We start from the raw sequence: 26,339 nt of genomic DNA, 5'->3' as shown, positions 1-26,339 counted from the left end.
TAATCCCTACAATGTAAGTACTGATTCATTTTTTGCTAAACATCTTTGTTTAATGGTCGTGCTTAGTGGTCGTGAGCTTCACCTGCACCTTTCGGGTAACGGATGTTCTCAACCATATCTTGTACATCTTGTGGTACTTCAGCAGTTACTTTGTTTACAGCAATCGATACTACGAAGTTTAGACACATACCTAGCGTACCGATGCCTTCTGGGCTGATACCAAACCACCAGTTTTCAGGTGTGCTTGCTGCTGGGTTAATGAACTTGAAGTAGATGATGTAGCTTGCTGTGAAGGCAATACCTGACAACATACCTGCAATTGCGCCTTCCTTGTTCATCTTCTTGTAGAAGATACCTAGGATAATCGCTGGGAAGAAGGATGCTGCGGCTAAGCCGAAGGCAAACGCTACTACCTGTGCTACAAAGCCTGGTGGGTTAATACCTAAGTAACCGGCACCGACAATCGCGACCATGGCTGCCAGACGAGCGGCTAACAGCTCCTGCTTGTCGGTCATGTTTGGTCTGAAGCCTTTCTTCAACAAGTCATGTGAAATCGACGTTGAGATGACCAATAGTAGACCCGCGGCTGTTGATAGTGCGGCTGCTAGGCCACCGGCTGCAAGCAGTGCTACAACCCAGTTTGGTAGTTTCGCTAGCTCTGGAGAAGCCAGTACGATGATGTCACGGTTAATCTTCATCTCGTTGCGCTCATCGCCCGAGTAGAACATTTTGCCATCGCCGTTCTTATCTTCCCAACCTACTAGGCCAGTGCTTTCCCAGTTTTTGTACCAGCTTGGTGCGTCCGCTGCAGCGACACCTTGCATGTCAGGGCCGTTGATTGTTTCGATCATGTTTACACGAGCGAATGCTGCAACGCCTGGTGCTGTTGTGTATAGCAATGAGATGAACAGTAGTGCCCAACCCGCTGAGATACGAGCATCACGTACTTTTGGTACCGTGAAGAAACGAATGATTACGTGTGGAAGACCCGCAGTACCGACCATTAGAGCCGCACAGATGAAGAATACATCTACCATGCTCTTGTTACCTTCGGTATAGGCGGTAAATCCGAGTTCTTCGGTCAGTCCATCCAGTTTATCAAGAAGGTAAACATCTGTGCCTGATAGCGTAGAGCCCATACCAACTTGTGGAAGTGGGTTACCTGTCATCATGATTGAGGTAAAGATTGCTGGAACAAGGAAGGCGAAAATGAGGACACAGAATTGAGCTACCTGCGTATAAGTGATGCCTTTCATGCCACCTAGTACTGCGTAGAAGAACACAATACCCATACCAATGATGATGCCTAGGTTAATATCAACTTCTAGGAAACGAGAGAATACAACGCCCACACCACGCATCTGGCCTGCAACGTACGTAAACGATACGAAGATTGCACAGAATACCGCTACCATACGTGCCGTTTTCGAGTAGTAACGCTCACCGATGAAATCAGGAACCGTAAACTGACCGAACTTACGTAGGTAAGGTGCTAAACATAGCGCAAGTAGTACATAACCACCAGTCCAACCCATTAGGTAAACCGCACCGTCGTAACCAACGAATGAGATGATACCTGCCATTGAGATGAATGATGCTGCCGACATCCAGTCAGCGGCGGTCGCCATGCCGTTTGCTACTGGGTGTACACCACCGCCAGCAACGTAGAACTCACTAGTAGACCCTGCACGAGCCCAGATTGCGATGCCGATATATACCGCGAAAGTAATACCGACGAGAATAAACGTCCAAGTTTGAATATCCATGTTCTAGCCTCTAGTCTTCCTGTACGTTGTATTTTTTGTCGAGCGCATTCATGCGGACAACGTAAATAAATATCAGCGCCACGAAGGTGTATATCGAACCTTGCTGAGCGAACCAAAATCCTAGCTTGAACCCGCCAAACTGAACGGTATTGAGGGCATCCACAAATAAGATGCCAGCGCCGTAAGACACCGCAAACCAGACCGCGAGCAGTGTTCCCATAATTCCCAAGTTTTCCTTCCAGTAGGCTTGAGCATGTTCCGTAGATTCGAACGCCATTGCCTTCTCCTTTATTCCGTTTTCGTAGAAACTGTTTTTGTGAAACCGTTTTGTAAAATAGCGTGTTAACGTAATGTTACGATTTAGAATGTAGCAAGGATAATTCAAGGGATCTGTGCAACTTTAGTCGGGATGGTATTAGCGCTAATGTACTGAAATATGGGAGCTAGGAGACATAATCATAGAAAAATGTGATGTTAAAATGTTGTTAAATTAGCCAAAGGTCTAACAAAAAGGGATGAATTAGACTGCGAGTCATAAAATTTAACAACTAAATGACCGAGAAACGGTATTTAGCCCTGCTTATGACACGAAGCGAAACATAAGTTTGTTATAGTAACAACGGCACTTTCACCGACCGTGCCTTGCTAAACGGCAGAAGATCAACAAGCTAGCGGCAGAAGATCAACATGCTTATATCTTGAGTTTTATTCTTTGGGGGAACGAATTGGACGCAATAACTATCAACCACTTATTTTTAACTGGTGCGGTGCTCATCGCCATCAGTGTGCTTTTCTCACAAGTGTCCTCACGATTGGGCGTTCCGATTCTTTTGATCTTTTTATTCGTTGGTATGTTAGCGGGTGAAGATGGACCCGGTAATATTCATTTCGATGATTACTCACTGACCTACTTGGTGAGTAACCTTGCGCTTGCCGTGATTCTGTTGGATGGCGGTATGCGAACCAAGGTGGCGAGCTTCAAGGTCGCTTTCTGGCCTTCGCTCTCGCTGGCGACGATAGGTGTCGCATGTACAGCAACCTTAACCGGATTAATGGCGGCTTGGCTGTTTGACTTGTCATTAATGCAGGGCATCTTGGTCGGGGCGATTGTTGGTTCAACCGATGCGGCAGCGGTATTCTCTTTGCTGAAAGGACAGAGTCTCAATGAGCGTGTTGGCTCAACCCTAGAGATCGAATCGGGCACTAACGACCCAATGGCGGTCTTCCTGACGGTGACCTTAATTGCGCTGTTAGGTAACCCTGACGCTGAGATGGGAATGAACTTCCTACTGCAAAGTTTTGCGATGCAGTTTGGTATCGGTACTCTTGTTGGTATTGGCGGCGGCTGGGTTCTATGGAGCTTAATCAATCGAGTACAATTGGCTGATGGCCTTTATTCCATTCTGGTACTCAGTGGGGGCGTGGCGCTGTTTGCGTTCTCTAACATGCTTGGCGGCAGCGGCATTTTATCGATTTACCTAGTGGGCTTGTTCATTGGTAATCGTCCGACGCGCTCGCGACACTCTATTCTTAATGTTCTTGATGGCATGACGTGGCTAAGCCAGATCGTGATGTTCTTGGTATTGGGTTTATTGGTGACGCCATCAACGTTGATGGACATTGCTCTGCCTGCGCTGGCACTGGCCTTCGGTATGATTTTGTTTGCTCGTCCGCTGTCGGTTTGGTTGGGTTTACTGCCGTTCAGAAGCTTTTCCACCAAAGAACGCTGGTTTGTTTCTTGGGTAGGTTTGCGTGGTGCAGTACCAATCATCTTAGCGGTATTCCCGATGATGGCAGGCCTGCCCAATGCTCAGCTGTATTTCAATATCGCGTTCTTCGTGGTTATGGTGTCGCTGATTGTTCAAGGCGGCAGCTTGATGAAAGTCGCGAGATTGGCTCAAGTGACTTTACCACCGACGCCAACACCGATTTCTCGTACTGGCATTGAAATTTACCCTGCTAGTGAGTGGGAGATATTTGTCTACAAGCTGAAAGAAGAGAAGTGGTGTGTGGGCGAACCACTAAAGCGTTTGTCTATGCCGGAAGGAACGCGAATTACTGCACTGTTTAGAAAGGATGCCTTGCTTCACCCATCAGGCAGCACCGTGTTAGAGGCGAACGATATCTTATGTGTGCTTGGTCAAGACAAAGATTTGGACAGCTTAAGTTCGTTGTTCAGTGAGGCGCCTCTAGCAGAAGAGGCGGCACGATTCTTTGGTGACTTCTTCTTGGATGTTGAGCTATCAGTTGCGGCAGTGAGTGATTGTTATGGTATTGAACTTGGCTCGGAAGAAGAGCGAGAAATGACGCTAAAACAATTGGTTGCTCAAGAGCTTGGCGCACACTCTGTATTGGGTGATAGCTTTGAGTGGCATGACATCACTTGGGTGGTTGCAGAGATAGATGATCATAAAGTCGTCAGGTTGGGTTTATGTTTACCTAAGACGACTTTAGAAGAGGATATCAGTGAAGCTTAATTGTGGACTTCTTGTAGCAAGATAACCGCTTGAGTACGATTTTTCACATCCAGTTTACGGAAGATGGCCGTCATATGTGCTTTGATGGTCGCTTCCGAAACATTCAATTCATACGCGATTTGCTTGTTAAGCAAGCCGTCAGAAAGCATCCCTAATACCTTGTATTGCTGAGGCGTCAGTGTGGAAATCTTTTCTGCAAGGTCGCTACACGCTGCATTATTGGTGATAAGCCCTTCAGGGAAGAACGGGTCGCCATTCAGCACTTGATTCAGTGCACTCACCAACTCACGCATATCACTCGACTTAGGAATAAAGCCAAACGCACCGTGGCTCTTCACCTGAGTGACCACGCTGGCATCTTCACTGGCAGAAACCACCACAATCGGTAGATCTGGGTATTCAGCGCGCAGTTGAATTAAGCCTGACATGCCATTGGCGCCCGGCATTTTCAGATCGAGCAGTAATAGATCCGGCTCGCCTTCTTTCTTTAGCAGAGTCAGTAAGGCATCGAGAGAATCGGCCTCAAGCAGGTTCGCACCACTGATCGCCATATGAACTGACTGAAACAGGGCGTTGCGAAAGAGAGGGTGGTCATCAGCAATGATGATGGTATAGGTCGAGTCCATGACGTTCATACTTTTAACAATTTAGTTAATATTTATTATCATCCTGATTGAGTATGTGGACAATATCTATGCATTAAAAGTCTGAACCATATCGACTTTTATCCCCGGAATAAGAAAGCGTTACTCTGAATAGCAAAAAAGCCGCACTGCCATCTCGTTACGGAGGGGCGGTGCGGCTTTCGATTCGGCTTATATTTTAGTGAATATTGCCGTTATAGCTGGTGGTTTTGCATGTGTTTTAAGAATACATCGGCAGGCATAAAACCGGTTACACGAGCATTTGGAACATGGTTACCCTCACCATCCCAGAACTCAATCGTAGGTAAGCCAAGTACCTGTAATTGTTTAAGCAGTTCAATGTCTTGAGGCATGTTTCTCGTTACATCGGCTTGTAGCAGTACGAAGTCAGAAAGCTTGTTTTCCACATCAGCTTGATGGAAGGTGTACTTCTCGAATTCTTTACATGCCACACACCAATCGGCGTAGAAGTCGAGCATCACAGGCTTACCGAGTTTCTTCGCTTCGATGAGCTGGATTTCTAGTTCTTCAACCGTGTTGATGCGTGCAAATTGGATGTGTTGTTCTACCGTCACGCTCTTTTCTGCAAACCAGTAATTGAGCGCAGGTTGAGCTGATGCGAACAGGCCAAGCATCGCAATGATGCCCACAGCGCTTTGCTTCCAGCCACCAAATGGCAGTGCATTCTTACTGTGGTAAAGCCAACCAAAGGCGATGAAGCCAAGGCCAGACCAAAGCACGGTTGCCCACAATTCAGGAATGATGCGCTCTAGCAGGAAGATAGGCGCGGCAAGCAAGATAAAGCCGAATACGATCTTCACCTTGTTCATCCAGCTGCCCGCTTTAGGCAATAGCTTATTACCAAACACTGCCACTAAAATCAGTGGGATACCCATACCCATAGCCAACGCGTACAGAGCAATTGCACCGGTAAATAGGTCACCACTCTGAGCCACATACAGCAGTGCGCCTGACAATGGCGCCGTGGTACAAGGTGAACACACCAAGCCAGAGATAGCGCCCATTGCGAATACGCCCAAGGTATTGCCACCTTGCTGCTTGTTGCTTTGGTTGTTGAGCCAAGTTTGGATGCTGCTTGGCAGTTGCAGGTTATAAACGCCAAACATCGACATTGCTAACGCCACGAACAGAACACTCAGCGCGATCAGCACGTAAGGGTGCTGCATAGCGGCTTGGAATTGCATGCCTGCTGAAGCAACCACTAAACCTAATAAGGTGTAGGTTAACGCCATGCCTTGCACGTAAATAAAGGACAGCATCAGCGCGCGACCTTGGCTGAGTTTGCCACCACCTAAAACGATACCCGTTAGAATCGGATACATAGGCAGCACACACGGCGTAAAGGCTAAACCAACACCGAGTGCTAAGAATAATAGAGGGGTCCACCAACTGTCACCGAGCTTATCGGCTAAGCCTGCTTCTTTTGAAACAGGGGTATTTGGCTGTTGAGTCGTGTTACTTACAACGTCTGCTTTCGGAGATGTTGGTTGCGTAGAAACATCGGTTTCGTTGCCAGCAGAAGATGAAGCTTGTGAGTCACTACCTTGCGAATTAGCAGAACCTGTTGCTGTGAAAGGTTCAATGTCGATGATACGAGTCTCTGGTGGGTAGCAGAACCCTGCGTCCGCACAGCCTTGATACTTAACGATCAGCTGTGAGCCATCTTGGTAACTCTGCAGAGGAACTTGCACGAATAACGGCTGAGTATAAATGCTCACCTCACCGAAGAATTCATCTTGGTGCGGCTTACCATCTTCTAATTCAACATTACCGATAGCGAGATTTTGCCCGGTGAACGAGAGGCTATGTTGATAGAGGTAGTAGCCCTCTTTTACTTGCCAGTCGAGAAGGACTTTGTCGTCTTGCTGGTAGTAATTGAAAGGGAAAGCTTGGTCTACAGGGACAAAACCATTGTTATTGCCTCCGAAGCTTGGCTCGGCGTTGTCGTTCCCAAATAGCGCCCACGCAGGCTGGGTGAATAGGGAAACACAAACAAAAAGTAATGTGGCAAGTCGTCGCATACTATTTAGTCATCAAAATGGAGTTGAAGGTATCTTAACTCAATCAGACCGTAATAGTTTGCTATTAGTTTCATCGGCAAACAAATATCCCCTAAGGCGGGATAGCGATTTTATTGGGTAATCGAGTGGGGAGCTGCAATTCAACTTGAGTGACTTGCCTTTGTAAAAGAGACATTTAAGCTACACCCAAGCGTGCTTTTACTACTTGTTCGCAAGCATCAATATTCATCGTATCTTTTGGAATAATAAGCACGGTATCATTACCGCCAACGGTGCCGATAATCTCAGTATGTGGGTCGATATCGACTAATCTTGCGACTAATTGAGCACAACCTGGATGAGTTTTTACGATGACCATCGCTTGGTTATGAGTGATGAATTCGATTTGCGATGAGATGGATGCATCGACACGAACCGGTGCACTTTCAACCGTGATGCAGTAAACCTTTTTACCGCAAGCATTCTGAATTTTGACAACACCAAGCTGTGACAAAATACGAGATACGGTCGATTGGCTGATACCGGTATAGCCAATATCGACGAGTTTCTCTCGCAGTTGATTTTGGGTCGAGAAGCTTTGTTGTTGTAGTAAGCGTTTGCACGCTGCAGTCAGTGTTTTATCTTCAGCTGAATACAAGCAACCGTGCTCAGTGATTGGGTTCATGAACAACTCCTTAAGGTCAACATGTGGTTATCGCTTGTCCATAGCGCCGAGCGTACTCCCAAAGCCGTAGAGTACGATTGTTAAATAGGGCTTACCGATGAATCCCGAAATAAAGAGGGAAGGTATGCGTGATGTATGATCGTCTATCCCTTGAGTCTACCACTAAAGGATAGTTATCTTTTTGAAGGGGATCACCAAATAAAATTCTAGTTAATTGCTTTTATTTTGGAGTTTTATTCTTTTGTTAAATGGATATTTATTCCAAGTTTGGCATAAATATCCATCGGTATTAGGGTGCTTTGGAGACCGTGATAATGGCGCTAAGGGTTAGCGAATTTCACTCATGATCTCGCGAGAGAATACTTTTTCACAGTAGTGACATTTTAGCTGCACGTTTTCCTGTTTTAGCTGCACTTTAAAGCTGCTTTCGACTGGCTCACCGTGCGAAATACAGTTGCTATTCGGGCAAGAGTAGACACTGTTGATTTGGTCTGGCAGCACTAATGTTAGCTTGTTCACCACCTTGTACTCTTCAATCTGATTGACCGTCGCTTGCGGGGCGTACAGAGCCAATTGGTTGGCTTGTTCCTTGGTCAGGAAGATGTTCTCAATCTTGATTAGATCTTTATGGCCAAGTGCCGATGATGGCAGGTTTAAGCCCATAGTGATGCGCTGTTCTGTCTTGTGTAGCTTAAACAGTTTAAGGATTTTGATACCAAGGTGAGCAGGGATGTGGTCAATCACGCTGCCGTTACGGATCGCTTCTACTTGTAGCTGAGTTTGTTTAACCATGACTGTTTCTCCTGCTTATAAAGTGTCGTTAAGAACTAGGGCCAATAGGGCTTCGCGAGCGTATACACCGTTTTCAGCTTGTTCGAAGTAGTAAGCGTGTGGCGTTTTATCAACGTCGGTGGTGATTTCGTCGACGCGTGGCAGCGGGTGAAGTACCTTCATGTTTTGACGAGCGTCTTTCAATGTATCGGCGGTGAGGATGTAAGCCGATTTCATGTGTGCGTATTCCGACGCATCAAAGCGCTCTTTCTGCACGCGAGTCATGTACAGAACATCCAGTTCCGGCACGACTTCTTCAATGCTGCTGTGAGTGCTGTATTGGATGCCCATCTCTTCCAATTCTTCACAGATGTAATCTGGCATCTCTAAGACTTCTGGCGCGATAAAGAAGAAACGCACGTTATTGAATTTCGATAGTGCTTGGGTCAATGAGTGCACGGTACGGCCATATTTTAGGTCGCCGACGAACGCCACATTGAGGTTATCGAGCGTGCCTTGTGTTTCGTAAATCGAGAACAGGTCCAGCAAGGTTTGCGTCGGGTGCTGGTTAGCACCGTCGCCGCCGTTTACTACCGGCACACCGTTAGAAAATTCAGACGCTAAACGTGCTGCCCCTTCTTGTGGGTGACGCATTACAAAGGCATCGACGTAGGATGAAATAACCTGCACTGAATCGGCAAGTGTTTCGCCTTTCTTCGCCAGTGAGGTGTTACCGCCATTATCAAAGCCAATGACCGTGCCACCAAGGCGCTGGACGGCGGTCTCAAATGAAAGGCGAGTTCGAGTTGAAGGCTCAAAGAAGCAGCTCGCAACGACTTTATTTTTCAGCAACTCTGGGTTTGGCTCGGCCTTGAGTCTTGCTGCTGTGTCGACGATAAGCTCCAGTTCATTACGAGTGAGCTCAGGTATGGAGATGATGTGCTTGTTAAATAACGAATGCGCCATAACGGGTCTTCCTTCTATGCATACAGTCAAATTGCGGACAAAAAAAAAGCCCCCTAAAAATAGGAGGCTTCGAAACGATCAATAGAGCAAAATAAAAATGACACCACCGCCACTCTTTGGCGTGTAGTTTGACAATCATGTGCGACAGAATTGCAGTTCATTTTTTGCTCTCTTAAGACAAATTGCGGAGGATTATACTCAGATAAAAACGGCATGCAATACTTTCTGTAAAGTATTCATTTAATGGATTTTTATGCGAAATAACCTCTACATTTTGCTTTGATTTAAGCCCTTGTTGAAACAGAAAATCTCAGGGTTTTTGGGGCGATAATGCCCTCAAGTACATGAAAAAAAATGCGGGCTTTATCCAAGGGCTAAATCCCAAGTTCGCCGCCCGCATTTCCCTGTCATTACACTTAACTTGTCAATGTCTCGCGAACAAGTGAGTGCTTAACTTCTTAGTTGTTTCGATTCTTAGCTGTTTAGGTAATTAACTGCCTAGTGTTGCAACCATTACTGCTTTGATGGTGTGCATGCGGTTTTCAGCTTCATCGAACACGATAGAGTATTCAGACTCAACTACCTCATCAGTCACTTCCACACCGTCTTTTAGCTGTGGATATTCAGCCGCAAGTTGTTTGCCTACCGTGGTATCTTCGCCATGGAAAGCTGGCAGACAGTGCATGAATTTCACATGTGGGTTACCCGTTGCTTTCAGCATTTCCATGTTCACTTGGTAAGGCATCATTAGGTTGATACGCTCAGCCCATGCTTCTTTCGCTTCGCCCATAGATACCCAAACGTCGGTGTACAGGAAGTCACAACCTTGCACGCCTTCTTGAACATCTTCAGTCAGTGTAATTTTGCCACCTGTGTGCTCTGCGATTTCACGACACTGAGCCAATAGTTCTTCTTGTGGCCAGAACTGTTTTGGAGCAACAAGGCGAATGTCCATGCCCATTTTCGCTGCGCCAACCATCAGAGAGTTACCCATGTTGTTGCGAGCATCACCTAGGTAAGCAAAGCTGATTTCATGCAGTTGTTTACCACGGCCGTATTCCGTCATGGTTAGGAAGTCAGCAAGAATTTGTGTAGGGTGGAATTCGTCAGTCAGACCATTCCATACTGGAACTCCAGCGTAAGCGCCTAGCTCTTCAACAATCTCTTGACCGAAGCCGCGGTATTCAATGCCATCGTACATACGGCCAAGAACGCGAGCGGTATCTTTCATTGATTCTTTGTGGCCAATTTGAGAGCCAGATGGGCCTAAGTAAGACACGCGAGCGCCTTGGTCGAATGCCGCTACTTCGAATGCACAGCGAGTACGAGTTGAGGTTTTCTCAAAGATAAGCGCAATGTTTTTGCCAGTTAGTGTTGGCTGTTCGTAACCGTTGTACTTCGCTTTTTTTAGCTCCATAGAAAGATCTAATAAGTGTTGAATTTCGCGTGGAGTGAAATCTAGTAGTTTTAGGAAGTTACGATTGCGTAGGTTAAAAGCCATGATGTATTCCTTCTTAGATTTAGGCGCTTTCTTGTTACAGGGAAAGAAAATTCAAGAAAGCGCGATTCAATTTTTGTGTATTAATTTCAGTTCAAACGGTGATTCAGTTTTCTCGCAAGGTTTGAAAAGCTCGCGAGTAGATTAATCTTTGGTGATGTTGGTGCCCGCCAAGCCTTGCAGGATTTGCAAACCATCTTCGAGTGCACCAATACCGACGACTTTGCCGCCTTGCTGAATGAATTCGCACGATGCTTCAATTTTTGGTCCCATAGAGCCTGCATCAAATTCGAATTTCGCCAGTTCACTTGGTGTGGTGCTGCGCAGTGCGTGTTGAGTCGGTTTGCCCCAATCAAGGTAAACAGCGTCCGCGTCGGTCAAAATAAGCAGTGCATCCGCATCCAGTTGTTTCGCTAAGAAAGCCGCTGACATGTCTTTGTCGATAACCGCTTCAACACCCACTAATTTGCCGTTCTCTTTTTTCACTGGGATGCCACCGCCGCCAGTACAAATCACTAGGTGGCCTGCATCGATAAGTTGGGTGATCGCTTCGTGCTCAACAATGCCAGTAGGGCGTGGGCTTGGCACAACGCGACGGAAGTGTTGGCCGTCTGGTTTGACGATCCAGTGGAATTTCTCCGCCAATTCACGCGCTTCCGCTTCTTCGTAGATCGGGCCAATCGGCTTCGTTGGATCGGCGAATGCAGGATCGTTTGGATCAACGGTCATTTGGGTCAACATGCACGAGATGTTGCGGTTAGGTAGATAGTTCTTGAACTCTTGCATCAGCATGTAGCCGATCATGCCTTGAGTCTCACTGCCCAATACATCTAGCGGATACGGGTTTACTTTTTTGTATTCCAAACCTTGCAGAGCCAGTAAACCAACTTGTGGGCCATTACCATGTACTAGAACCACGTTGTACACTTTCGCGATTTCAGACATGGTTTTAACCGCTGTTTCAATATTACGGCGTTGAACATCGGCTTCTAACGGCTCACCGCGACGAAGTAAGGCATTACCGCCGAGTGCAACAACAACAGTTTGCTTAGTCATAATTGTGTTCTCTCATTTTGGCCAAGCTGAGATTATTTAAGATCATTCAACTTGGCCGTTTTCGTCTTAGTGATTAGATACCATCACGCTCAATTGGGCAGCTCATGCAGCGTGCGCCACCGCGACCGCGGCCAAGTTCATCTCCAGGGATAGGAAGAACTGTGATGCCTGCTTTATCGTATTTTTCATTGGTGTAGGTGTTGCCTTCGTAGCCAATCACAACGCCAGGTTTAACCGTTAGAACGTTGTTTGCATCGTTCCACTGCTCACGTTCTGCATGGAAGTTGTCACCACCGGTCGTGATTAGGTTTAGCTTGTCTACGCCAAGTGCTTTTTCGATAGCTGTTACGAAGTAGCCTTCTTCTTTCACTTTCACTGCGCCAGACTCATCACCAGTTAGGTTCCAGCACTGTACGTCTTTACTCACCACTTCAGGGTAAACAGAGAACGTATCTTCGTTCATGTGCGTCATAACGGTGTCTAAGTGCATGCAAGAGCGGTGTTTTGGTAGCTGCATTGCGATAACTTGTTTCGCTTGACCGTGTTTGAATAGGCTAGATGCTAAGTGCTCAACACCTTGTGCTGTTGTACGCTCAGACATACCGATAAGAACCGTACCGCGACCGATTACAAGAACGTCACCGCCTTCAATGGTTGAGTTGTCGTAGCTGATGTTTTCTTCATCGCCGAAGTACTTAATGAAGTCTTGGCCAGCAAATGTTGGGTGCCAGCGGTAAATAGCGCGAACGTGGTTGGTTTCACGTTGACGAGCAGGTTTCGCCATCGGGTTGATGGATACGCCACCGTATACCCAGCAAGATGTGTCACGAGTAAATAGGTGGTTTGGTAGCGGTTCGATAATGAAGTCGGTTGGTGCGTGCATGCCTTGCATCATTGAAGATGATTTCATTGGCATCTCAGCGTAAGACAGACCACCCGTTAGGATTTTTGCTAGTTCTAGGTTTGGTAAGTCGCCCAAGTAGCAGCGCACATCGTTAGCAAAGGTTTTGCCTAAGCGGTAATCAGAAACTTGATGATTCAAAAGCCAATCTTTCGCTTCTGGCACTGCTAGCGTGTCTGCTAGTAGGTCAGTAAGAAGAAGAACTTCAACACCTTGATCACGCAACGTTTGAGTAAATGCGTCATGCTCTTTACCAGCACGTTCAACAGCCAGTACGTCATCAAATAGTAAATCGTGACAGTTAGAGGGTGTTAGGTGAGTCAGTGCGCGTCTTGGACGGTGAACTAGAACGCGGCGTAATTGACCTATTTCAGAACCTACATAGAACTTACTCATGATCGTCTCTCTCTTATATATTTGAATTACTTTTATCGCTAAGAGTAATTATTTATTTTCAGTTGAGAAGAATGAATTATTTATTCATATCTCTTGTCTGGAATTAATATTACGCCTGCTAGTCAGGTATTCTTAGAGATCTATCACAAATCGTTTTTTATCCCGCAGCCCTTTAAAATTAAGGGTTTTAACAAACTTTATGCACTTTCAGTTATGAATAATACATTCTAAATAGTTAGCAGTTAGGGAACTTTATGCACGCTTTTTTGACGAAACTTACTAGAATCTAATTTACGAGGGATTATATGCAGAATAGTTTTATTGATAAGAGTGTACTTAGCTTGGAAGTATGCAGTGTTTTTATTTAGATATTTAATTTTGGATGTGGAATTAATTGTTTATTAACAAAGTAAATGCGAATAAAGCTGTTGCGATCACATTTTAAAATCGGCTGTTTAAGTGTGTTTTTTGATAGAAAAGGGCATTAATCCTCGTCTGTTTATTAGGCTATTAATTACTTTAAATATAATTAACGCTAATAAGTGACTAACTATTTGTTTAAACATCATGGTTGAAAATAGAGTGTTATTTCATCAAGAAAATTAGATGTTTAAAAGTAGGATTGATTCTTCTATTGCGAGTGCTTTGAGTTTAGTTGAGCTTGGCTACGAACAGAAGAACCTTGAATATCGCGTGTATGGCTTTGAGGAGCTGTTTCAGTGGCAGAGGGTTACATTGAGAGGGAACAATAAAAAAGCCGCTGTGAGAAGCGGCTTTGGATGAGAAAGGAGTGAAGTGCTGTTAGTTAGATCAGCGCACCAATACTCAGTACAACAATGCAGAACACCATCAATATACCGACTAGTGGCATCACCCATTTAACCCAGCGCACGTAAGGGACACGAGCAATCGCCAAACCACCCATCACCACCGCGGAGGTTGGGGTGATTAGGTTCACCAAGCCAGATGCAGATTGGTACGCAGTGATAACCAAGTCACGACCTACGCCAGCAAAGTCGGCCAGTGGTGCCATGATTGGCATGGTCAGTACCGCTAAGCCAGAGGTCGATGGCACTAAGAACGACAGTAGAATCTCTAAGAAGAACATCACGTTAATGAAGATAACCGAAGAAAGCCCCGTTACCATCTGTTCTGCTGAGAAGAGAATGGTATCGGTGATCATACCGCGGTCCATCACCACTACGATACCACGTGCAATACCTATGATGAGCGCAACGCCAAGTAGGTCGCGGGCACCATCAATGAAGCTGGTGGTAAACTCTTCTTCGCTCATGCGAGCCACAATACCAACGATGATGGTTGCTGCTAAGAACATCGCTGAGATCTCAGCCATCCACCATCCAGCAACGGATACACCATAAATCATTACAGCGAACGAGCCACCAAAAATGGTCAGAATCAGTTTGCGAGTCGCGGTGAATTCAAGTTTTTCGCCGCTCGCATTACCTAAGAAGTGCGCTTTGTTCTCTTCGTATTTGTCGTAGACAATTGATGTTGTTGGATCGGCTTGAACCATTCTTGCGTAACGCATTACGTAGACAACACAAATACCCCAACCAATAATCAACATCGCAATGCGCAACACGATACCGTCTGTAAATGGAATACCAGAGGCGTTGGCAGCGATCACGGTTGCGAATGGGTTAATCGTTGAACCCAGCACCCCAATACCTGCACCAAGCAGTACGGTCGCAGCGGCAACAAGAGGGTCAAAGCGAGCTGCCATCATTACCGGCACTAGCAATGTATAGAAGGGCAGTGATTCTTCCGCCATGCCGTAGACGGTACCACCTGCGGCAAATAGCGCCATCAGTATTGGTATCATCAACTCTTCTCGCCCTTCTAAGCGGGCGGTGACGCGCTCGATACCGGCATCAATGGCACCCGTTTTGGTTACTAGCCCTAAGAAGCCACCAATGATTAAGATGAACAGCGAAACGTCGATAGCCGCCGCTTCATAGCTATTGTGGTCATAGAAGCCGTCAATAGGCGCGAGCAGTACATCAATCACGCCTTGAGGGTTACCTTCTACCGCTTGATAGGTTCCGGTTACGGGTACTTCTCGGCCTAGCTCTTCATTCATTGCACGGTCGTATTGGCCTGCTGGAACAATCCAGGTAAGCAGTGCGACGAACGCAATCAGAATAAATAGAATGGTGTAGGCAGAAGGGAATTTAAAGTTGGCAAAGAAGCCGCCCTTTTTTTTCTCGCTTGGTATCGTTTGAGTTGTCATGGCTATCTCCTTACATCATCTTAAATAGAAGTGATGTGAATTAGCGACTAATGATTTATAGATTGTAAATACACGGACACTTATAAAGCACTCAACGATATAAAGTTGCTGACTTTAAATTAAGGTTGTTTTTATATTTACTAATCCAAATGAAGTTAGATTTAATTTAGCTGCGGTTATTTTATTCCTTACTCCGGTATTTAAGTTTGGTGCTGTTCACAAAAATAATGGCTAATAAAAGGGCTAAAAAATGGCAGAAAATCGTCAAGGTTTTTTGGTTAGTTAGCTTGGATTAATATTCGTTGTGGATTAACTGGAAGTGGAAGGAGATTGATTTGGTAGGTGTTGTTTATGATTAGGCAGAATAATCTTGGAATTTTATTCAAACTTTATTTTTAGGCGGTTTTTAAAGTTTATAATGGTTATTTGATGCGTATCAAATAAACACATTGTGCAGAAAAGAAAAAAGGAAGCCGAAGCTTCCTTTTAGGTTTGGTTTTTCAGCGAGTGTTAGATAAACAGACCGCCGAATGCGAAGCCGAGTGCTACCGCTGTACTGATTGTTGCCACACCAGGAATGAAGAATGGGTGGTTAAATACGTACTTACCAATACGCGTTGAACCTGTGTCATCCATCTCAACCGCTGCCAGTAGCGTAGGGTAAGTTGGAAGTACGAACAGTGCACTTACCGCAGCAAAAGAAGCCACGGCTGTTAGTGGTGCTACGCCAATCGCTAGAGCGGCAGGCATCAGTGCAACCGTTGTTGCACCTTGAGAATAAAGCAGCATAGAAGCGAAGAACAGAACAAGAGCTAGCATCCACGGGTAGTCAGCCAGTAGAGCGCCTGCTACGTCTTTGATTTCAGCAACGTGTGCGTTTACAAACGTTGAACCTAACCAAGCCACACCAAGTACACATACACATGCCGTCATACCAGAACGGAACGTTGGTGCTGAAGAAATCTTCGCTGCATCAATCTTAGTGAACATCACGATAGCCGCTGCTGCTGCCAGCATTACAGACATGATCGCTTCGTTACGACCTAGCGCCGGGTTTTCAATTAGGCCAACAGAGCTAGAGATAGCCGCTGCGTAACAAACCACGAAACCAATTGCAGCTAGGAAGATGTACGTTGCTTTCTTCGCTGTAGGTAGAATTTCGCGTTTCTCTTCTGTTGCTAGCTTGATTAGACCTTTCTCTAGACGTTCTTGATAAACAGGATCGTCTTTCAATTCGCTACCCATGTAGTTAGCAACAACCGCACCAACCATACAAGCGATGAAGGTTGTTGGGATACAAACCATCAATAGCGTTAGGTAATCAACACCAAATGGTGCCAACATTGCTGCGAAAGCCACAACTGCAGCCGAGATTGGCGAAGCTGTGATAGCAATTTGAGAAGCGACAACTGCGATAGACAGTGGACGAGAAGGACGAACACCTTGGCCTTTCGCTACTTCTGCAATAACAGGAAGCGTAGAGAATGCTGTGTGACCAGTACCCGCCATTAATGTCATTACAAAGGTCACAATCGGCGCGTAAAAGGTGATGCGTTCAGGGTGTTTACGCAAAAAGTTTTCGGCAATTTGTACCAACCAGTCCATACCGCCAGCAACCTGCATTGCTGCAATTGCGGTGATAACCGACATGATGATCAAAATTACATCGACCGGGATAAAAGATTGGCTTGTTGGAACACCAAGAATTAATGAAAGGGCAATAACACCAGCACCACCGGCAAAACCAATACCGATACCGCCAATTCTGGCCCCCAAAAAGATAAAGAGCAGGACGACAAACAGTTCTACTGCAATCATAAGTAACACCTCATTTAGATTTTATTATGTGAACATTCGCCGCTGGAATGTTCACATAATAGTTCTATGGTTTAGATTCAATTTGGCAAAAGCGCAACCAACGGAAATCCACAAAATAATCATGGTTAACCGTATTGGAGCCTAAAAAAGGGCTCCGTTTGGAACCCTTTCTCGCTAACTTTATTCGTAGCGCTTCGCTTTATACTGAGGATGCATCAAATTTTCAACAGAGAAAATGTCATCAAGTTCTTCTTCGGTTAATAAACCGCGCTCTAGAACCACATCACGAACGCTCTTACCTGTCTCAGCACAGATCTTACCAACAATGTCACCCTCGTGGTGGCCAATGTATGGGTTTAGGTAAGTGACGATACCGATAGAGTTAAATACGTGTGATTCACATACTTCTTTGTTCACCGTAATGCCGTCTACACACTTGTCGCGTAGGTTCACACAAGCGTTTGTTAGGATGTCTAGAGACTCAAACATGCTTTGTGCAATAACAGGTTCCATTACGTTCAGTTGAAGTTGACCACCTTCCGCAGCGAAAGAAACCGTGTTGTCGTTACCTAGAACTTTGAAGCAAACTTGGTTTACTACTTCAGGTACAACTGGGTTTACTTTAGCAGGCATGATTGAAGAACCTGCTTGCAGTTCAGGTAGGTTTAGCTCGTTCAAACCAGTACGTGGACCTGAAGAAAGTAGACGCAAGTCGTTACAGATCTTAGATAGCTTAACTGCTAGACGCTTAAGTGCGCCGTGCGTCATTACGTATGCGCCACAGTCAGACGTTGCTTCGATTAAATCTTCAGCCGCTACACACTCTAGGCCTGTTACTTCTGCTAGGTGTTTCACTGCTAGGCCTTGGTAACCCGGTGCTGCGTTCAGACCTGTACCGATAGCCGTTGCGCCTAGGTTTACTTCAAGCAGTAGTTTTGAAGTGTATTCTAGGTTTTTGATTTCTTCATTGATGGTTACAGCCCAAGCGTGGAACTCTTGGCCAACCGTCATTGGAACTGCGTCTTGAAGCTGAGTACGACCCATCTTCAAAATCGTGTTGAATTCTTGGCTCTTAAGCTCGAATGCACCTTTTAGGTATTCGATCGCATCAATCAGTTTACGAACGCTGTTGTAAACAGAGATACGGAAGCCAGTTGGGTAAGCACAGTTTGTAGATTGGCTGCGGTTTACATGGTCGTTCGGGTTGATGAACTCGTATTGGCCTTTTTCTTTGCCCATAAGTTCAAGAGCCACGTTCGCAACAACTTCGTTTGCGTTCATGTTTACAGAAGTACCAGCACCACCTTGGAAAACGTCCGATGGGAACTGATCCATGCACTTACCCGTGTCTAGAATTAGGTCACAAGCTTGGATGATGTATTTAGCCACTTCGCTTGGAATTACACCTAACTCTTTGTTTGCTAAAGCCGCTGCTTTCTTAGTCATCACCATACCGCGAACGAATTCAGGTACATCTGAGATCGTTACATTTGAGATGTTGAAGTTTTCAACTGCGCGTAGAGTGTGGATGCCGTAGTAAGCATCAGCCGGAACATGACGTTGACCTAATAGATCTTCTTCGAGACGAGTAGCTTGAGGAGCTTCAACTTGAGCTTCTGATTGAGTAGCCATAACAGGATCCTTAGAGAATTATTCTGATTATATAGTTAGTTATTAGCCTATTCTGTGTGCAAATACTCCGTTCGCTAGAATATTGGGCTGATAAATCCGTCCTGACTTATGTGGCACATGATACTGTACTTAGCGCATAAAAATATTAAGTGGATCACCTTTTTCGGTTTTGTTTCGTCAATATTTTGCAAAGTTATTCTTGGTCAATAAACACGCTTATTTACAGGATAAATTTGAGATTGTTAGGGCTTTCAGCGTAAACTGCAAGTAACAAAGGAGGGCGTGTGTTTCCTATCTTATTATTACTATTTATCTTCGTACCCATCATTGAGATTGGGCTATTTATTCAAGTTGGTGGCTTCTTAGGATTGTGGCCAACTATTGCGTTGGTTTTGATCACTGCATTTGTGGGTGCATCGCTGGTTCGTAGCCAAGGCATTCAGACACTTATGTCTGTGCAAGGTCGTTTGCAACAAGGCGAAATGCCAGCACAACAGATTCTTGAAGGCGTGATGCTTGCAGTTGCCGGTGTATTGCTACTGACTCCGGGTTTTATGACGGACGCACTCGGTATGTTGGTATTATTGCCAGCACCAAGAGCGATGATTGCCAAGAAAATGATGGAAAAAATGGTGGTGACCAACATGTCTGGCGGTTTCCATGCCGGTGGGCAAGCTGGTTTTGGCCAGAGCCCATTTGGACAAGACCCATTCAATCGCGATCCATCTGACCAATCAAAAGACGGCAACACCTTTGAAGGTGAGTTTGAGAAGAAAGACGACGACAACGATCGTAACCGCTTAAACTAATTAATTTTTTCTCTCTTTATATAGAGGGAAAACAGAAAAGGCTCTTACCTTTATCCTTCGCAAGAAAGTGATAATGGTAAGAGCCTTTTTTATTGTCTGTCGCTAGCTGTTACTTACTGTTTACTATCGATAACAGATAAAAGATAAGCTTGAGTGTTCGGTTATACCGCGCCTTCAAAACCCATTTGTCGCCATGCTTCAAAAGCAATGATTGCCACTGCGTTAGACAGGTTGAGGCTGCGCGCGTCTGGCATCATTGGAATACGAATGCGTTGTTCCATTGGCATGCTTTCAATGAACTCAGCAGGCAGGCCGCGAGTCTCAGGGCCAAACATCAGCACATCGCCTTGTTGGAATTTCGCATCAACGTGGTGGCCTGTCGTTTTTGTGGTGCAAGCAAAGATGCGGAAATCACCCTCACGTTCATTCTCTAGATACTCAAGGAAAGCTTCTAGGTTCTTGTGACGCTTAACTCGCGCAAGGTCGTGGTAATCCAAGCCAGCACGACGAACCTTCTTCTCTTCAAAATCAAAGCCAAGCGGTTCAATCAGGTGCAGATTTGCGCCGCAGTTAGCACATAGGCGGATGATGTTACCCGTATTGGGTGCAATTTCTGGTTCGTATAGAGCGATATCAAACATGTTGGTTCACAAGAGTAATCAAAGATAGCCCGAGTATACGGTGGCAAGCTGAGTGAGTACAGTTCGCCACCGTCACCATTCGCTTACGCTTGGTTCGTTAGTGCTTGCGCGTAGTTTTCAGATACGGCATTCCAATTCACCACATTCCACCATGCATTGATGTAATCAGGACGACGGTTTTGGTAGCTGATGTAGTAGGCGTGTTCCCAAACATCGAGCGCGAGAATCGGTTCGCCATCACTCGCCACGGTATCCATCCACGGATTATCTTGGTTCGAGGTTGAGATGATCTTCAGTTGCCCTTGCTCTACCACTAGCCAAGCAAAGCCGGAGCCAAAGGTATTGATCGCCGCTTGGGCGAACTGATCTTGGAATGTCTCGAAATCACCGAAGGTACTCTTGATAGCCTCACCAAGCTCGCCCGTAGGTTCACCACCACCGTCTTGCGACATGCAATTCCAATACAAGATGTGATTGTAGTAGCCGCCGCCATTGTTACGCACGGCAGGGCTGTGCTGAGATATGTTGGCAAAGATCTCGGTCAGAGATTGCTGTTCTAGCTCGCTGCCAGACACTGCCGCAACAAACTTATCGTAGTAGGTTCTATGGTGCTTGTTGTAATGCACTTCCATTGTCTTAGCGTCAATGTAAGGCTCTAGGGCATCGTAAGCGTAGGGTAAAGCAGGGAAAGTGTGCGACATGGTAAATCCTCCTTAATTAGAGGATTTACCATAATGATAATAACAATCATTATCAACTGTGATCTTTGTGGGGGTATTACACCGGTAAGATAGGCAGGGTGATTTCGAGTTGTAATCCACCGAGCTGGCTGCGGGTTGCGGTGATGGTTCCGCTGTGTTGGCGAATCGCACTTTCAGTAATGGTTAATCCAAGCCCTGTGCCGCCAGAGTTTCTGTCACGCGCTGTTGAGACACGGTAAAAAGGTCTGAAGATAGAATCGAGTTCATCCTCTGGAACACCATCACCATTATCATTGACGCAAATTGTTAGCTGATCTTGAACCACATGGAACTGTACATCCACTTGGTCTTTACCGTAGTAGATGGCATTGCGTGTAATGTTGTCTAGCGCACTCATCAGCAGTTTAGGGTTCCCCGAAATAGAGCGTTCTGGGATCTCCGAGAACGTCAGTTGTTTGCCCATCTGTTCGGCTTCAAACTCTGCGTCTTTTAAGATCTCTTCCCATAGGCTCGAGATAGGCTGAACCTCACGAGTAATATGGCTGTCGACCTGCATACGAGATAGCGTCAGCAGCTCACTGATCATCTGTTCCAAACGCTGTGCTTCGGTATCAATGCGTTCTAACTCTTGGCTCTCGCCTTGTTTACGAATCGCCAGTGCATTGGCCATGCGAAGACGTGTCAGTGGCGAGCGGAGCTCGTGTGAGATATCAGAGAGCAGGCGTTGTTGCCCCGAAATCATCTGGTTTACCGCTTCTACCATCTGGTTAAAGCTTTCACCAGCTTGTCTGAACTCTGAAGTACCTTTTTCGAGTGTTGGATCGACCTCGAATTGACCTTTCGCCACGCGTTGTGCCGCGCGTTCTAGCCTGCGAGCGGGTTGACTCAGTGCCCAAGCTAACCAAAGTAATAGCGGGGTACTCGCCAACATCACGGCAAGCAATAGCTGCAGAGGTCTATCAAACAGGCGCAGTAAGAATGGCGGTGGTTGGTTCCACTTCACTCCGGCATACATCAGCAACTCTTCACCAGCGAGAGTAATTGGCACTGGCCCTGCGACCATGTAGTGTCCGTAGAGTTTTTGCTTCGGTATCTCAGGGTTATCAATCGAGGTAACAAAGTTACGAATCGCCTTTAGCTTATAGTCTGAATGCCTTTTCGAGGTAAGGACTGCGCCCTCAAGATCGGTCAGGTAGATGCGAGCTCTAGAATCCTTGCGGCTGCGTGGCGCCTCCAGTTGGAAGACAATCTTGCCCAGATTAGGTTCTTTGGCGTAGCGTTTCTCTGTGATTTTAGCGATACGCTCGAGTTTATCGAGGTGATCTGCGGGCACATCTCGCGCGACTCGAGGGTCTAAATGGGGAAGTGACAGCACCGACAAAAGCACCAGTAACATGGTGAACCAAAAGATAGCAAAGATACGTCCATATAAGCTGGTGATTTTAGGTATACGCATTAATCTTCCTCTACCAATAAGTAGCCACGGCCTCGTAAGGTTTTGATACGTGATTTGCCGTCAGTGCGCTCAGGAATCTTCTTACGTAGATTAGAGATGTGCATGTCTATCGCGCGGTCAAACGCTGCGAGCCTTTTACCCAGCACATCCAAACTCAATGCTTCTTTGGTGATCACTTGCCCTGGGTTTTGGATAAGGTGACTCAGTAGGGCGAACTCGGTTGTGGTGAGGTCGATGAGCTCCCCATTGCAGTAGGCTTCTTGTTTGCCCGGGAAGACTTCGATGTCTTGATATTGAACTCTATCACTGGCCGCCTTAGGTGCGGTGTTGGTTTGAGTACGACGCAAGATAGCTCGAATACGAGCTAACAACTCTCGGTCACTGAAAGGTTTAGGCAGGTAATCATCCGCGCCAAGTTCAAGACCAATCACACGGTCGATCTCTTCGCCTTTTGCGGTCAGCATTAGTACCGGCGTTTCCCAATTTTCCCTCAGCTTTTTTAGCGTTTCCATGCCATTAAGGCGCGGCATCATCACATCCAAAAGGACCAGATCAATCTCATCATTGATCGCTTCAAGCCCGGCATAGCCATCATTGGCTTCGGAGACAGTGAAGCCCTCAAAGCTCAAAATGTCTTTAAGTAAGCTGGTTAACTCTGTGTCGTCATCAATAAGAAGAATGTTCGCCATTGGGAAGCCTTAATCATTTAGTTAGGTTAATAATACTGCTAATTATTCGTCAACTTTCACTCTTTACGATTCTTTACGCTTTCTAAACGTCACTTTACGAGGGAAAGACTAATCTATATTCAAGCGCTGAGAAACAGACGCAACACATGACTTATTATACCGAATTGAGGCAACAATTATGAAAATGACTAAGAAACTTGTACTAGCAGCTGCGGCACTTCCACTTATTTTTGGTACAGCAAGCGCGTATGCTTACGGTGGTGGTGATAAAGGTGACCACAAAGGTATGCACGACAAGTGTGGCGGTTTCGATAAAAAAGTAATGCGCCAACTAGACCTAACCGACGCTCAAAAAGAACAGTTAAAAGAGATGCGTGAAGCAGACCGTGCTGAGATGAAAGCAAAGCGCGGTGCAAACAAAACGGCAAAAATGGCGCAAATGAAAGCGCATCACGAAAAGGTTCAAGCATTGGTACTTGCTGACAACTTTGACGAAGCAGCAGCAAACGACCTAGCAAGCCAAATGGTTGAGAAGCAAACTGAGCGTCGCGTAGCAATGCTTAAGAAGCAACACCAAATGATGAGCGTACTAACGGCTGAGCAAAAGACTCAACTGAAAGATATCCAACAAGAGCGCATGACTAAGTGTGCTGACAAAATGGGAAAACGCATGAACAAAGACAAGTAATTCATTGCTTGAAAAATCAGCGTTGAATGAAAGTGTTTAGAAAGAAGCGGCCGAGTGCCGCTTTTTTTGATCCTTAAAAATGAATGTTTTACATCATAGCTGTCATATTCAATTGGTTGTTTGCAGGTTATACTTTGTGCTATCAGTCACTTTATAGCCAAGTTATGAAACAAGAATACGCACGTTTAGTTACGCTCGCCGCTTGGGCAGCCACCACCATCGCCACTATTTTATTGATAGTGAAAGTCGCAGCTTGGTGGGTGACAGGTTCCGTGAGTCTGTTGGCTTCCGTCGTGGATTCAATGCTGGATATCGCGGCCTCTGTCGTTAACCTTATCGTGGTTCGTTACTCTCTGCAGCCTGCCGACAAAGAGCACACCTTTGGTCATGGTAAGGCTGAATCTCTCGCTGCATTAGCGCAGGCAATGTTTATTTCAGGCTCTGCATGTTTCCTTATTCTCAATGGTATTGAGCGCTTCTTCCGACCTCATGAACTGAACTCTCCAGAAATTGGTATCTACGTCAGCCTGTTCGCGATAGTGATGACCTTTGGTCTGGTTCGCTTCCAAAAACATGTGGTCAACAAAACGGGTAGCCAAGCTATTGCAGCCGATTCATTGCACTATCAATCAGACCTTTATATGAACGCCGCGATTATGCTGGCACTGGCATTGAGCTGGTTTGGGATTGGTCAGGCGGACTCAGTATTCGCGGTCGGTATCGGTATCTACATTCTGTACAGCGCTTATCAAATGGCGATGGAAGCGGTTCAGTCTCTGCTTGATCATAAGCTGCCAGATGATGAGCTGAAACAGATTAAAGAGACATCATTGAGCGTGGAAGGCGTGTTGGGTGTGCATCAATTACGAACGCGTCGCTCGGGGCCAATACGCTTCATCCAACTGCATCTAGAATTGGAAGATAATATCCCACTTATTGAAGCGCATCGCATTTCTGACGAAGTAGAGGCTAAGCTTATCTCCGTGTTCCCTGATGCTGATGTATTAATTCACCAAGACCCGTATTCGGTCGTATTTGGACCAGAGAAGCAGCAGAAATTCCACTCGTGGTAATGCGTGCTAAAAATCAGCGGGCAAATGGTAAGTGAGTGGCTTTTGAACTAAAGTGAGTAAAAATTATTAACTGTTAGGTGATTCAAAAACCACCTTAGTAACAATTAATGTTGATTCTGATGTGAATCAACAAAGTTATTGAGTAAAACTGTAATACTCTTACAGAAGTAGAAATGTTACATAATTTTACGCGATTTGAGTGCTATTCCTGTTGAGGAAATGTAACATAACGCACAAATATAGATTTAAAATCTTGTTGATATACAATCAGCAAGAACAAGAATTGAATAATAGATTCCCAAAAATCGAGGGTGAGCATGATTAAGAAGATCGGTGTTTTGACCAGTGGTGGTGACGCTCCAGGTATGAACGCAGCAGTTCGCGGCGTTGTTCGTACTGCGTTATCAGTTGGCATTGAAGTTTACGGTATTTACGATGGCTACCAAGGCCTTGTTGAAGACCGTATCGAAAAGCTTGACCGTTCAAGCGTATCTGACGTGATCAACCGTGGTGGTACTTTCTTAGGTTCTGCACGTTTCCCTGAATTTAAAGACGTTGCTGTTCGTGAGAAAGGCATTGAGAACCTTAAGAAGCACGGTATCGAAGCACTTGTTGTTATCGGTGGTGACGGTTCTTACATGGGTGCTAAGAAGCTGACTGAAATGGGTTACCCATGTATCGGTCTTCCAGGCACAATCGATAACGATATCGCGGGTACTGACTACACAATCGGTTACCTAACAGCGCTTAACACTGTTATTGATTCAATTGACCGTCTACGTGACACGTCTTCTTCTCACCAACGTATTTCTATTGTTGAAATCATGGGCCGTCACTGTGGTGATCTTACGCTTATGTCAGCAATCGCGGGTGGTTGTGAGTACATCATTACTCCAGAGACTGGCCTAGATAAAGAACAGCTTATCAGCAACATCCAAGATGGCATTGCGAAAGGTAAGAAGCACGCAATCATCGCTCTAACTGAGCTAATGATGGATGCTAACGAACTGGCTAAAGAGATTGAATCTTCAACAGGTCGTGAAACTCGTGCAACGGTTCTTGGTCACATCCAACGTGGTGGTCGTCCTACTGCATTTGACCGTGTATTGGCTTCTCGCATGGGTAACTACGCTGTTCACCTTCTTCAAGAAGGTCACGGTGGTCGTTGTGTGGGTATCGAGAAAGAAGAACTTGTTCACCACGACATCATCGATTGTATCGAGAACATGCAGAACCCAGACCGTTCTGAGCTGTTCCGCGTTGCAGAAGAGTTGTTCTAAGCCACGCTTAGCGTTCTCTTAAAGAATTTAAAAACCGCTGATTATTCAGCGGTTTTTTTGTGCCTGCCGTTTGGGTTTCAGAAACGACAGGTAATAAAAAAGGCCAACCTAAGTTGA

22 protein-coding genes are annotated in these 26,339 nt (G+C 45.7%); 5 read left to right on the top strand and 17 right to left on the bottom strand.

The features are described from left to right. Positions 1 to 62 precede the first annotated feature (62 nt). On the bottom strand, positions 63 to 1,766 hold the full coding sequence (locus AB6E51_RS11035) for a sodium:solute symporter family protein (RefSeq protein ID WP_017062715.1): 1,704 nt from the start codon (positions 1,764 to 1,766) through the stop codon (positions 63 to 65). Between the two features lie 10 nt (positions 1,767 to 1,776). Beyond that, positions 1,777 to 2,043, bottom strand: a complete 267-nt coding sequence (locus AB6E51_RS11030; protein ID WP_010435433.1) for a DUF4212 domain-containing protein — start codon at positions 2,041 to 2,043, stop codon at positions 1,777 to 1,779. Positions 2,044 to 2,491: 448 nt separating this feature from the next. On the opposite strand from AB6E51_RS11030, the gene AB6E51_RS11025 reads away from it, so the two are divergent. Beyond that, positions 2,492 to 4,243: a potassium/proton antiporter gene (locus AB6E51_RS11025; RefSeq protein WP_372057591.1), complete on the top strand. Its 1,752-nt coding sequence runs from the start codon at positions 2,492 to 2,494 to the stop codon at positions 4,241 to 4,243. On the opposite strand, the gene AB6E51_RS11020 is transcribed toward AB6E51_RS11025, so the two are convergent. From AB6E51_RS11020 to aspA, 11 genes are all read right to left on the bottom strand, one after another. After that, entirely contained in the window at positions 4,240 to 4,869 is a 630-nt protein-coding gene (locus AB6E51_RS11020; protein ID WP_017062717.1) for a response regulator transcription factor, read from the bottom strand. The genes AB6E51_RS11025 and AB6E51_RS11020 overlap by 4 nt on opposite strands. A gap of 212 nt (positions 4,870 to 5,081) precedes the next feature. Further along, positions 5,082 to 6,929, bottom strand: coding sequence for a protein-disulfide reductase DsbD (locus AB6E51_RS11015; protein WP_372057592.1), 1,848 nt, complete (start codon positions 6,927 to 6,929; stop codon positions 5,082 to 5,084). Between the two features lie 175 nt (positions 6,930 to 7,104). Beyond that, positions 7,105 to 7,593: an arginine repressor gene (locus tag AB6E51_RS11010; protein ID WP_017063664.1), complete on the bottom strand. Its 489-nt coding sequence runs from the start codon at positions 7,591 to 7,593 to the stop codon at positions 7,105 to 7,107. 327 nt (positions 7,594 to 7,920) lie between these two features. Then, on the bottom strand, positions 7,921 to 8,385 hold the full coding sequence (gene pyrI, locus AB6E51_RS11005) for an aspartate carbamoyltransferase regulatory subunit (RefSeq protein WP_048605441.1): 465 nt from the start codon (positions 8,383 to 8,385) through the stop codon (positions 7,921 to 7,923). A gap of 15 nt (positions 8,386 to 8,400) precedes the next feature. Next, the gene (gene pyrB / locus AB6E51_RS11000) at positions 8,401 to 9,330 is read right to left on the bottom strand and encodes an aspartate carbamoyltransferase (protein WP_017062721.1); all 930 of its coding nucleotides are present in this window, start codon (positions 9,328 to 9,330) and stop codon (positions 8,401 to 8,403) included. A gap of 490 nt (positions 9,331 to 9,820) precedes the next feature. Then, entirely contained in the window at positions 9,821 to 10,831 is a 1,011-nt protein-coding gene (locus AB6E51_RS10995) for an ornithine carbamoyltransferase (protein ID WP_017062722.1), read from the bottom strand. A gap of 141 nt (positions 10,832 to 10,972) precedes the next feature. After that, a complete protein-coding gene (arcC, locus tag AB6E51_RS10990) occupies positions 10,973 to 11,884 on the bottom strand; it encodes a carbamate kinase (protein ID WP_372057593.1) in 912 nt (303 codons plus the stop codon). A gap of 73 nt (positions 11,885 to 11,957) precedes the next feature. Then, positions 11,958 to 13,181 carry an arginine deiminase gene (arcA, locus tag AB6E51_RS10985; RefSeq protein ID WP_017062724.1) on the bottom strand — a complete coding sequence of 408 codons (1,224 nt, stop codon included), beginning with the start codon at positions 13,179 to 13,181 and terminating at the stop codon, positions 11,958 to 11,960. A gap of 805 nt (positions 13,182 to 13,986) precedes the next feature. Further along, a complete protein-coding gene (locus AB6E51_RS10980; protein ID WP_017068849.1) occupies positions 13,987 to 15,435 on the bottom strand; it encodes a YfcC family protein in 1,449 nt (482 codons plus the stop codon). A 510-nt stretch (positions 15,436 to 15,945) separates the two neighbouring features. Then, positions 15,946 to 17,253 carry an anaerobic C4-dicarboxylate transporter gene (locus tag AB6E51_RS10975; RefSeq protein WP_114634080.1) on the bottom strand — a complete coding sequence of 436 codons (1,308 nt, stop codon included), beginning with the start codon at positions 17,251 to 17,253 and terminating at the stop codon, positions 15,946 to 15,948. Between the two features lie 180 nt (positions 17,254 to 17,433). Continuing rightward, positions 17,434 to 18,885, bottom strand: coding sequence for an aspartate ammonia-lyase (gene aspA / locus AB6E51_RS10970; RefSeq protein WP_019821539.1), 1,452 nt, complete (start codon positions 18,883 to 18,885; stop codon positions 17,434 to 17,436). Positions 18,886 to 19,169: 284 nt separating this feature from the next. On the opposite strand from aspA, the gene AB6E51_RS10965 reads away from it, so the two are divergent. Continuing rightward, positions 19,170 to 19,694, top strand: coding sequence for an FxsA family protein (locus AB6E51_RS10965; protein WP_012604974.1), 525 nt, complete (start codon positions 19,170 to 19,172; stop codon positions 19,692 to 19,694). A gap of 161 nt (positions 19,695 to 19,855) precedes the next feature. On the opposite strand, the gene trmL is transcribed toward AB6E51_RS10965, so the two are convergent. The 4 genes from trmL to AB6E51_RS10945 all read right to left on the bottom strand — a co-directional run bounded on the left by trmL (position 19,856) and on the right by AB6E51_RS10945 (position 23,181). After that, the gene (trmL, locus tag AB6E51_RS10960) at positions 19,856 to 20,335 is read right to left on the bottom strand and encodes a tRNA (uridine(34)/cytosine(34)/5-carboxymethylaminomethyluridine(34)-2'-O)-methyltransferase TrmL (RefSeq protein WP_009844716.1); all 480 of its coding nucleotides are present in this window, start codon (positions 20,333 to 20,335) and stop codon (positions 19,856 to 19,858) included. A gap of 83 nt (positions 20,336 to 20,418) precedes the next feature. Then, on the bottom strand, positions 20,419 to 21,036 hold the full coding sequence (locus tag AB6E51_RS10955; RefSeq protein ID WP_102429024.1) for a superoxide dismutase: 618 nt from the start codon (positions 21,034 to 21,036) through the stop codon (positions 20,419 to 20,421). Between the two features lie 76 nt (positions 21,037 to 21,112). Further along, positions 21,113 to 22,492: an envelope stress sensor histidine kinase CpxA gene (gene cpxA, locus AB6E51_RS10950; RefSeq protein WP_017068848.1), complete on the bottom strand. Its 1,380-nt coding sequence runs from the start codon at positions 22,490 to 22,492 to the stop codon at positions 21,113 to 21,115. Then, entirely contained in the window at positions 22,492 to 23,181 is a 690-nt protein-coding gene (locus tag AB6E51_RS10945) for a response regulator (protein WP_017066566.1), read from the bottom strand. Before AB6E51_RS10945 ends, cpxA begins: the two co-directional genes overlap by 1 nt. A gap of 178 nt (positions 23,182 to 23,359) precedes the next feature. On the opposite strand from AB6E51_RS10945, the gene AB6E51_RS10940 reads away from it, so the two are divergent. From AB6E51_RS10940 to pfkA, 3 genes are all read left to right on the top strand, one after another. After that, positions 23,360 to 23,869 carry a CpxP family protein gene (locus tag AB6E51_RS10940; RefSeq protein ID WP_372057594.1) on the top strand — a complete coding sequence of 170 codons (510 nt, stop codon included), beginning with the start codon at positions 23,360 to 23,362 and terminating at the stop codon, positions 23,867 to 23,869. Positions 23,870 to 24,033: 164 nt separating this feature from the next. Next, a complete protein-coding gene (gene fieF, locus AB6E51_RS10935) occupies positions 24,034 to 24,942 on the top strand; it encodes a CDF family cation-efflux transporter FieF (RefSeq protein WP_050649603.1) in 909 nt (302 codons plus the stop codon). Between the two features lie 317 nt (positions 24,943 to 25,259). Continuing rightward, a complete protein-coding gene (pfkA, locus tag AB6E51_RS10930; RefSeq protein WP_017061160.1) occupies positions 25,260 to 26,222 on the top strand; it encodes a 6-phosphofructokinase in 963 nt (320 codons plus the stop codon). Positions 26,223 to 26,339: the final 117 nt, after the last annotated feature.

The sequence above is a fragment of the Vibrio sp. 10N.247.311.47 genome (genome assembly GCF_041467535.1).
GTDB lineage: Bacteria > Pseudomonadota > Gammaproteobacteria > Enterobacterales > Vibrionaceae > Vibrio > Vibrio crassostreae_C.
The sequence above is the reverse complement of the archived record's forward strand: the minus strand, read 5'-3'. Positions and strand labels throughout refer to the sequence as shown.

Coding starts and splice junctions, on each gene's coding strand:
- AB6E51_RS11035 (WP_017062715.1), bottom strand. CDS start 1,766: ATGGATATTCAAACTTGGACGTTTATTCTCGTCGGTATTACTTTCGCG.
- AB6E51_RS11030 (WP_010435433.1), bottom strand. CDS start 2,043: ATGGCGTTCGAATCTACGGAACATGCTCAAGCCTACTGGAAGGAAAAC.
- AB6E51_RS11020 (WP_017062717.1), bottom strand. CDS start 4,869: ATGGACTCGACCTATACCATCATCATTGCTGATGACCACCCTCTCTTT.
- AB6E51_RS11015 (WP_372057592.1), bottom strand. CDS start 6,929: ATGCGACGACTTGCCACATTACTTTTTGTTTGTGTTTCCCTATTCACC.
- AB6E51_RS11010 (WP_017063664.1), bottom strand. CDS start 7,593: ATGAACCCAATCACTGAGCACGGTTGCTTGTATTCAGCTGAAGATAAA.
- pyrI (WP_048605441.1), bottom strand. CDS start 8,385: ATGGTTAAACAAACTCAGCTACAAGTAGAAGCGATCCGTAACGGCAGC.
- pyrB (WP_017062721.1), bottom strand. CDS start 9,330: ATGGCGCATTCGTTATTTAACAAGCACATCATCTCCATACCTGAGCTC.
- AB6E51_RS10995 (WP_017062722.1), bottom strand. CDS start 10,831: ATGGCTTTTAACCTACGCAATCGTAACTTCCTAAAACTACTAGATTTC.
- arcC (WP_372057593.1), bottom strand. CDS start 11,884: ATGACTAAGCAAACTGTTGTTGTTGCACTCGGCGGTAATGCCTTACTT.
- arcA (WP_017062724.1), bottom strand. CDS start 13,181: ATGAGTAAGTTCTATGTAGGTTCTGAAATAGGTCAATTACGCCGCGTT.
- AB6E51_RS10980 (WP_017068849.1), bottom strand. CDS start 15,435: ATGACAACTCAAACGATACCAAGCGAGAAAAAAAAGGGCGGCTTCTTT.
- AB6E51_RS10975 (WP_114634080.1), bottom strand. CDS start 17,253: ATGATTGCAGTAGAACTGTTTGTCGTCCTGCTCTTTATCTTTTTGGGG.
- aspA (WP_019821539.1), bottom strand. CDS start 18,885: ATGGCTACTCAATCAGAAGCTCAAGTTGAAGCTCCTCAAGCTACTCGT.
- trmL (WP_009844716.1), bottom strand. CDS start 20,335: ATGTTTGATATCGCTCTATACGAACCAGAAATTGCACCCAATACGGGT.
- AB6E51_RS10955 (WP_102429024.1), bottom strand. CDS start 21,036: ATGTCGCACACTTTCCCTGCTTTACCCTACGCTTACGATGCCCTAGAG.
- cpxA (WP_017068848.1), bottom strand. CDS start 22,492: ATGCGTATACCTAAAATCACCAGCTTATATGGACGTATCTTTGCTATC.
- AB6E51_RS10945 (WP_017066566.1), bottom strand. CDS start 23,181: ATGGCGAACATTCTTCTTATTGATGACGACACAGAGTTAACCAGCTTA.
- AB6E51_RS10940 (WP_372057594.1), top strand. CDS start 23,360: ATGAAAATGACTAAGAAACTTGTACTAGCAGCTGCGGCACTTCCACTT.
- fieF (WP_050649603.1), top strand. CDS start 24,034: ATGAAACAAGAATACGCACGTTTAGTTACGCTCGCCGCTTGGGCAGCC.
- pfkA (WP_017061160.1), top strand. CDS start 25,260: ATGATTAAGAAGATCGGTGTTTTGACCAGTGGTGGTGACGCTCCAGGT.